At 48.7% G+C, this 4,909-nt stretch carries 8 protein-coding genes and 1 pseudogene; 7 read left to right on the forward strand and 2 right to left on the reverse strand.

Features of this window, described 5'->3' with window-relative positions; translation table 11 throughout:
* Positions 1-263 precede the first annotated feature (263 nt).
* Both KGA89_RS28540 and KGA89_RS28545 read left to right on the forward strand, forming a co-directional pair.
* Positions 264-722 (forward strand): hypothetical protein, encoded by a 459-nt coding sequence (locus KGA89_RS28540; protein WP_223473109.1) that lies wholly within the window; start codon positions 264-266, stop codon positions 720-722.
* A gap of 224 nt (positions 723-946) precedes the next feature.
* Entirely contained in the window at positions 947-1,372 is a 426-nt protein-coding gene (locus KGA89_RS28545; protein ID WP_223473110.1) for a hypothetical protein, read from the forward strand.
* Positions 1,373-1,693: 321 nt separating this feature from the next.
* On the opposite strand, the gene KGA89_RS28550 is transcribed toward KGA89_RS28545, so the two are convergent.
* Together KGA89_RS28550 and KGA89_RS28555 are read right to left on the reverse strand one after the other, a co-directional pair.
* Positions 1,694-2,050, reverse strand: a complete 357-nt coding sequence (locus KGA89_RS28550; RefSeq protein ID WP_223473111.1) for a type II toxin-antitoxin system RelE/ParE family toxin — start codon at positions 2,048-2,050, stop codon at positions 1,694-1,696.
* A gap of 2 nt (positions 2,051-2,052) precedes the next feature.
* Positions 2,053-2,343, reverse strand: coding sequence for a type II toxin-antitoxin system ParD family antitoxin (locus KGA89_RS28555; protein ID WP_223473112.1), 291 nt, complete (start codon positions 2,341-2,343; stop codon positions 2,053-2,055).
* A 242-nt stretch (positions 2,344-2,585) separates the two neighbouring features.
* On the opposite strand from KGA89_RS28555, the gene KGA89_RS28560 reads away from it, so the two are divergent.
* From KGA89_RS28560 to KGA89_RS28580, 5 genes and pseudogenes are all read left to right on the forward strand, one after another.
* A complete protein-coding gene (locus KGA89_RS28560; protein WP_223473113.1) occupies positions 2,586-3,089 on the forward strand; it encodes an aldehyde dehydrogenase family protein in 504 nt (167 codons plus the stop codon).
* A gap of 2 nt (positions 3,090-3,091) precedes the next feature.
* Positions 3,092-3,466: a hypothetical protein gene (locus tag KGA89_RS28565; RefSeq protein WP_223473114.1), complete on the forward strand. Its 375-nt coding sequence runs from the start codon at positions 3,092-3,094 to the stop codon at positions 3,464-3,466.
* A gap of 17 nt (positions 3,467-3,483) precedes the next feature.
* Positions 3,484-3,867 carry a polymorphic toxin type 43 domain-containing protein gene (locus KGA89_RS30920; RefSeq protein WP_223473116.1) on the forward strand — a complete coding sequence of 128 codons (384 nt, stop codon included), beginning with the start codon at positions 3,484-3,486 and terminating at the stop codon, positions 3,865-3,867.
* Positions 3,868-3,870: 3 nt separating this feature from the next.
* Positions 3,871-4,260: a hypothetical protein gene (locus KGA89_RS28575; RefSeq protein WP_223473115.1), complete on the forward strand. Its 390-nt coding sequence runs from the start codon at positions 3,871-3,873 to the stop codon at positions 4,258-4,260.
* 141 nt (positions 4,261-4,401) lie between these two features.
* Positions 4,402-4,909: pseudogene (locus tag KGA89_RS28580) on the forward strand (hypothetical protein); the annotation flags it as partial.

The raw sequence follows: 4,909 nt of genomic DNA on the forward strand, positions 1-4,909 counted from the left end.
GATCGAAGCGTGTCCAAAAAACTTTGTGCTATGTCTTGGGCTTACGCCGAAGGTGAGAGAGTTGATCTTCCAGCCCCTCTGATACTATTAGAGCTTTAAGTCTTATGTGTCCGTTGGCGAGGTAAGTTGTTGTTCTTCGGTATGTTTCGTTGAATAAGTGGAGGATCCGGTCTGTCGGAGTGATCGATTGATTAATTTTTGCAAAATGAAAGGGTTGTATTTGTTGAGGAAGCGTGTTTTTTGTCTGGAGGTGGAAATATAGTATGCAGAAAAAGTGTGACTTGTATCTATGTGCTGAGGTAGATGTGTCTCAAATTGAGATGTTGAGTCTATTTGATAAGAGCCTACTTTTAAAGGAAGGCACGGTGCGCAGTGGCTATCTCTCTGTAAATATTGATAGGGTTAAGCTTGTTGCTATAGTTTCTGCTTTGCGTCGGCAAAATGTACCCTGCTTTAGCGCTCCTGTTGCGTATAGGGATAGCAAACTTTCATTTGAAACTGCATTTGAAATCGCAAAAAAATCTGCGGTGGAGCAAAACGCGATTGTGGGGCGTCTGGATCAGACGCGGTCTCCGCCCCTGTTTTGGTCTTTTAGCTTGGCGTCCGTATCTTCCTCAGAGAAGAAAGCAGGCGGGATATTTATGGTCGATCGTTTGGACGGCCATATTTGGAGTCTGGAGGAGTATGAAGAATATATGTATGACTACAATAACGTATTTTAATAGGAGCTTATGGTTCGCGAGCTTTGTTAAGCTAACGATGTGTGCTGTCCGAATTTTTCTTTTGTTAATCATGAAATCTAGGTGTCGTATGCGCTTTTTTTTTCTTAGGATTGTCGCTGGGCTCAGCATTGATTTTGTCAGGTTGCAATACGACTCCATACGATAGATCCATTATCTATTATGAACGAGGTCAATTTGCGGCGCAGCTCGCCAAGGATTTAGGGGTGGCTGATACCGTTCTCCAGCACGGTCGCTGCTCTCTGATCGTTTCAACCCCCGATTCGAATACTGGCACCTACTATTTTTGCACCTATGCGCTGACAGCCAATAGGCTTTACGTACAGGGGTGGGACGCTAAAACGTTGAAATATGTTGAACTCGTTCAGTTAGACGTAACGAATCTTAAGAAAATGTCTCTCTACACTTTTCTACGGACCAAGCAGCTTCAGTTGACCGAAGAGAGACGACAGATCGCGCTCAGCGCATCTATAGACGATGGCGGATACATAGATGCGGAGGCCACGGAGCGGTTGTTCGATGCGATTAAAGCGAAGGGTGTGCCGGTCGCGAAAAGCGAAGGCCTGATAACTCCACCTGCAGCACCGGTGCTGATGATTGTTCCAATCGTCATGCCCAAGTCTTATCGGTAAAAAGGGCGGTCTCGCTGATGAAGGGAGCGCTGTTGAGTTAAGAAGGAGACCATTTGAGCGGGAATACTCCGCGGGATATCAATGGTTCTTGATCACCTCGTACGGGATCACTTTCTCGCTCTTGATACCTACCGGGAACAAGTCCAAAATTAAGTATTTTCCTGCCTCGGCAAGAAAAGAAACCCCTTAAATTTCAACGAGTCGGACACCAGGTACGAGTCTCGTTTCCCGCTCCAGGATTCAGAAAAAAGCCACTCAGATGAGTGGCTTTTTTGTGCCTGAGATTTATGTGCAGGAGGCGTGGGCCTTTAGCGTTTCTGGTCAGTCGTTGGGCAGATGCAACTGCACCTCCATGGCGTCATGGAGGAGTCGGACGATCTCAATCGTGTCGCCGTCTCCCACACGATAGAATACGATATGTCGCGGAGTTTTGACCACGCCATGAAGTTGTTTGGCCTGCTGGCGTGAATAGATAAGGTGATAGCTACGAAGGCCCGGTGCAAGCTCATCGCGGTCGTGGCTGCCAATGCGATAAGGCGTGCCGGCGATATCTTGCAGCGCAGTGAGAATCAGCGTCTGGTAGCGCTGGCGTGCGTAATCGCCGAACTGCGTCTGGGAGAGCCTGAGAATATCGACAATGTCGGCGCGTGCTGCATTGGAAATCCGATACTGCGGCATCCTCAGTGTTTCTCGCTCGCCGGGACACTGGCCTCCTGGCTCAACCCCTCAAGGTATTGCTCCAGGTCCCCTTCATTTAATTGAGTGAAGCGCCCGCGCTCAAGATCCATGATGCCGATCGAGGTCGCCTGACGCAGGGCCTCAATTTTGGCGGCATCTTCGGCGACACGCTGTTCCAATAGACGCAAACCTTCTCGCATCACTTCGCTGGCATTCTGATAACGGCCGGATTGCACCAGGTCATGGATAACCTGTTCTTGGTGAGGGGTGAGCACAACGTTTCGCGTCGCCATAATTTAGCTCCAGCTTTGGGCAAACAGCTTATTTCGATCATTGGCATATTATGCCATTTTGCCCGTGAGCACATGGTTTGGGATTTGTATCTGACGGGTCGCACAGGCTCATCCGCCGCGCCAGATGGTCGAGGACTCTGGCTAATAGCCGTTTTTAACCGGTTTTCGTCCGTCTCAACCCTACCTCAGGGGCGGGCAGCCGGTTACTTTAGGGGCTTGCTGAGGACCCCGAGGAACGATGAATGCATACTCCCGATGAATTGAAACCCCACCCGCACGGTAACGCGCTGCCATTTGAGGCTGAGGTTTCCCGGATCGCATTCGCGAACGCCCGCCAGGCATTCAGCACCCATTCACAGCTGTCGATTCAAGCGCGCCTGGCCGAGCTATCCAAGCTCAAGCAAACAATCCTGGCCAATCGCTCGACGATCATTACGCGGATCATGCAGGAGGTTGGCAAGTGCCAAACGGATGCATTGATCGCGGAAATCCTCGGTACTCTCGATTGGCTCAACTGGCTGGAGAAAAATGCCGAGCGGCTGCTGAAACCCGAAAAGGTCAAAACGCCAATTACGTTTAAAATTCTGGAGACTTTAGCTCAGCGCCTAGGTCCGAGCTCGCAGACCTCAGGACGTATAAATTTGATTTCAGAGAAAATGGTTTGTCCGAGTTGTAGCGATGTTGTTGCTCAGTTTCGCGAGCGATATCCTAATATTCAATTGAATGTATTTACCGTGGAGAAGTAATAGTGGCGTCCGATTTGGCTGTGGAAGAAATTTATTCGATAGCCTCTAGGCTTTATGAAAAGGCTATATCTCATATTCGTCTTCGGCCAGAGCAAGCCTTTGCATATGTTCAAGATGAAACAGACTCTCTTTGCACGTCTGCAGATGTGGGTTTATTTGCAGTGCTGCAAACTGCGATATTTAGGGAGGGTATGAAATATGGGGTAGAGCTGTCTAGAGAAAGTCCTTATGCGGAGAATATGTTAGAGGGTTTGGCTAGAGCCTATGAAAAATGCGGCCTTGATGATTTGGCAGAGGTTGGGCTTAAAGGGGAGCCGCTGGCAGAAATAATCGATTGTATGGAGCAGGTTAGGAAGAAATATCTTCTGCCTGGGTAAGGTGGTAAAAAGGAACGATAAGCTGGCAGGGTTCAGGCCCTGCACCCGGCGTATTGGCCTTGGCGCCGGGATCGATGTCATCCAAGGCTATTCAAAATTATTTTCCTAACACGAGAAGCGGCTCCATTGAGTTTGTTTTTGATCCTGAAACCGGGGTTTTCGCAGTCGGTAAACCAAGCAATAATCTGAGAGGCTCTCCTCATCAACAGCTGGCAGAGACTATAAAATCTGATGGTTCAACTCTAGTTGGTGGTATGTTTAGGCGAGGGGCGAACGGAGAAATCATAACTAATGAGTTTAGTGGGCACTACTGGAAAAATTGGAGTCCTGAGGTTAGAGGCAGATTTGAGCAGACCCTCAAGCAGTACAATCTCAATGTCAAACATAACCCGGGAATGTAGTGTATGAGTAATTTTGAAATGATTAATTTGAGCGCTGATCAGGTTATATTCAAAGATGAAGCTGGTCGTTGGAAGCTCGAAAATGCTGGAGTCTTGTATAGCCTGGTAAGTGCGTCGGACTTCAAGAAAATTATCTCATTGCTTGAGGTGCCCATGGATAGGGCGAAGATGGCGTTAGGCCCGGACTTTCCCTACATGAGCGTGGCAGAGATTGGGCTAGGACACGATTCTGATTATTGGATAAATCTCGCTCTATCTTGGGTAGCAGGAAGCCCGGCTACGGAGGCTGCTCACTTTGTAGAAGACCTGAAAAAGTTGGTGGAAGATAAAGCTGTTTCGCAAACTAATCGACAAATGGCTAAAAACGAATTAAAACGGCTTCTTGATAGTTAGGTGCCCAGGGAACTGGCCTCTGGGGGGGCTTGTGAACCCGGGTCCGATGGTGCCAAATCGAGAGGGCTGGATGAACTGGGTGCTTTCAACGATCCGCTTCGAATGATCTTCTCAGCCCGATATCTGGATATGGTGTGCTGATTGTTGGTGGGACGGGGGGGCGGTAGCGGTGCAAAAGGCGTTGGAGGCGGAGCGAAGTTTGCCGACCAAGCCAAGGTTGATGATCACTTTGCACATCATGGCGGTGACTTTGGCGAAAAAAATACGCTTGAGTATCAAGCGCAAGCTAATAAGTTCTTAACAGTCTCGAAGCCTGCGGGCGTGCTTGAAAAAGCAAGACCTAATGGACATGTCGTACGTTACAGCCCTGGCACCGATGAGTTTGGCGTCGTATCAAGTGGGGAAGTATTCGTACGTGATACAAGCGTGATCCTACAGCGCATGGTAAGGGTTCAAATTTGGACTATTTCAATGCCCAATAGTAATCAAGCATATGTATGTCCGGTATGCGGATATCCTGATCTTAATGAGCCGGCGTATGACAGTTTTGGCTGTGCCTCGTACAATATTTGCCCATGCTGCGGGACGGAATTTGGGTATGATGACTCGACAGTAGCTCATTCCGATTTGCGTGCAAAGTGGGTTTCTG

Origin of the sequence: Pseudomonas sp. A-RE-22 (genome assembly GCF_019956035.1) — a bacterium.
Taxonomy (GTDB): domain Bacteria; phylum Pseudomonadota; class Gammaproteobacteria; order Pseudomonadales; family Pseudomonadaceae; genus Aquipseudomonas; species Aquipseudomonas brassicacearum.